General features: G+C 61.0%; 2 protein-coding genes and 1 pseudogene. 1 reads left to right on the top strand and 2 read right to left on the bottom strand.

Annotated elements, in window-relative coordinates; translation table 11 throughout:
- Positions 1-822, top strand: an 822-nt coding sequence (locus tag NW820_RS09810; protein ID WP_414407385.1) for a hypothetical protein, incomplete at its 5' end; no start/stop codon positions are given.
- On the opposite strand, the gene NW820_RS09805 is transcribed toward NW820_RS09810, so the two are convergent.
- Both NW820_RS09805 and NW820_RS09800 read right to left on the bottom strand, forming a co-directional pair.
- Positions 819-1,826 carry an aspartate-semialdehyde dehydrogenase gene (locus NW820_RS09805; RefSeq protein WP_414407384.1) on the bottom strand — a complete coding sequence of 336 codons (1,008 nt, stop codon included), beginning with the start codon at positions 1,824-1,826 and terminating at the stop codon, positions 819-821. The genes NW820_RS09810 and NW820_RS09805 overlap by 4 nt on opposite strands.
- A pseudogene (locus NW820_RS09800) lies at positions 1,805-2,293 on the bottom strand (3-dehydroquinate synthase); the annotation flags it as partial. The pseudogene NW820_RS09800 and the gene NW820_RS09805, both read right to left, overlap by 22 nt.

Below are 2,293 nucleotides of genomic sequence, written 5' to 3'. Positions count from 1 at the left end.
CCGGGTGCCCCGACTTTTACCAAGGCATTTAGCCCCACCTCGGTAGCTGCCGGCCCTACTGCCAAAACAACTCTGACCTACACGATCACCAACACAGCCGCTCTGCCGCTGACGGGTCTAGCCTTTTCCGATCCCCTGCCTGCCGGCTTGATCGTTGCCACTCCCAACAACCTCAACAACGGCTGTGGCGGGACGCTGGCAGCTGCACCAGGAGCAACTTCCATCTTGCTGGTCAACGGCTCATTGGCAGCCAACGCTAGCTGCACCATCAGCCTGGATCTTCAGGTTACAGCCACGACAGCGGGATCCCTGACCAGCCCCGCGGTAACCCTGAGCAGCAACCAAGCGCCTAATGCCACCGCTGCTGCTATCAACTTAACGGTAACGGTGCCAGCTCCCACCTTTACCATGGCCTTTGCTCCCAACCCGCTTGGCCCAATCGGCCCAGCTCCCGTTACCGGGAATGGAACTCTGACGTTTACAATAACCAACAACGCAGCCATTCCATTGACGGGCTTGGCCTTTAACCACACCTTGCCGGGAGCGCCGTCTTCTGGTTTGCAAGTTGCCGCTGCGGGGATTTTTACACCTTCGTGCGGCTCCCCCACTCTCACAGCTCCGGTGAACGGGAACACCATTCAATTCACCGGAGGACAAGTAGCCGTAGGAGGAACTTGCACAGTGACCATCCCTGTAAAAACAGCGGTAGCTTTGACATCAGCCGGTACCTATACTTACCCCAACTCCCCGGTGACGTTGAACAGCACTGAGGCTGCCCCTGTTACAGCGGGGCCGGTAACCTGGACAGTTGTGGTGAATTAGTCCTTCAAAAGCAGCTCGGCAATTTGAACGGCGTTGAGGGCTGCTCCTTTGCGGATCTGATCCCCGCACAGCCACAGCTCCAGGGCCTTGGGCTCGGAGATGTCCTGGCGGATGCGGCCCACCGCCACTTCATCCCTGCCGGCCACGTCGATGGGCATGGGAAAGCGGTTCTGCTGCCAATCTTCAATGAGCACCACCCCAGGGGCCTGGGCCAGGATTTGCCGGGCTTTTTCCACAGGGAAGGGCTGTTCAAACTCCAGGTTGAGGGCCTCGGCGTGGGTACGTAGCACCGGCACCCGCACACAGGTAGCTGTCAGCCGCAGGTTGGGGGATCCCATAATCTTGCGGGATTCGTTGACCATTTTCATCTCTTCCTGGCAGTAGCCGTTCTCTTGCAGGGGGCTGTTGTGGAGGAAGAGGTTGAAGGCAATGGGGTAAGGGAACACCTGGGGCTGCAACGGCTGCCCCTGGAGGTAGGCGCGGGTTTGCTCTTGCAGCTCCACCATGGCGCGGGCCCCGGCCCCACTGGCCGATTGATAGGTGGCGGCCACCACGCGGCGCAGGGGGATGTGGCGATGCAGGGGGTAGATGGCCACGCACATTAGGATGGTGGTGCAGTTGGGATTGGCAATGATCCCTTGGTGACGGAAGGCTTCCTGGGGGTTGACCTCCGGCACCACCAGCGGAACATTGGGATCCAGGCGAAAGGCGCTGGAGTTGTCAATCAGCACCGCCCCCGCCTCGACGATGGGCTTGGCCCAGGCTTTGGAAACACTTGCTCCGGCAGAGGCCAGCACCAGATCCAGGCCCCGGAAGGCCGCTTCTGAAACTGGTTCCACCGGGATCCGCTCCCCCTTGAAGGTCAAATAAGTGCCCGCTGAACGGGGCGAGGCCAAAAGCTTGAGGTCGGCTACAGGAAAGTGGCGCTCTTCCAATAGCGTCAGCAGCTCCGTCCCTACTGCTCCTGTGGCCCCCAAGATGGCTACCCGTTGTTGCCGTGCCATGCTTTCTTGTCCTTAGGTTTTCCTAATTCTAGGGTTCCAGAGGTGGCTGTAATCGAGGCCAAAGCAGCCTGCACCTCTGCCAGCTCGACTTGATCGGTCAGCTCGGCCTGGCCGATGCGGCGGGGCAGAACGAAGCGAATCCGCCCCTGTTTGACTTTCTTGTCGGCCTGCATTGCCTGCAGCACTGCCTCCCAAGGGATCCCGGCCGGCCACCGGCTGGGCAGTCCTGCTTTCTCGATCAGGCGTCGTTGCCGTTCGGCTTCAGCAGCGCTCCACCACCCCAGGCGGCGGGCGATCTCCCCGGCAGCTACCATGCCGATGGCGACAGCTTCTCCGTGCAGATAGCGGCGGTAGCCGGTGGCAGCTTCTAGGGCATGGCCGAGGGTGTGGCCGTAGTTGAGGATGGCCCGCAGGCCCGCTTCTTTCTCGTCCTGCTGCACCACCCAGGCTTTGCACTCGGCACAGCG

It is taken from the genome of Synechococcus sp. R55.7 (assembly GCF_047461955.1).
Lineage (GTDB): Bacteria > Cyanobacteriota > Cyanobacteriia > Thermostichales > Thermostichaceae > Thermostichus.
Note: the sequence above shows the minus strand (reverse complement) of the source record. Positions and strands in the feature narration are given on the sequence as shown.

What these genes read in the sequence shown, in the direction of transcription:
- NW820_RS09805 (WP_414407384.1), bottom strand. Translation starts at nt 1,826, where the DNA reads ATGGCACGGCAACAACGGGTAGCCATCTTGGGGGCCACAGGAGCAGTA.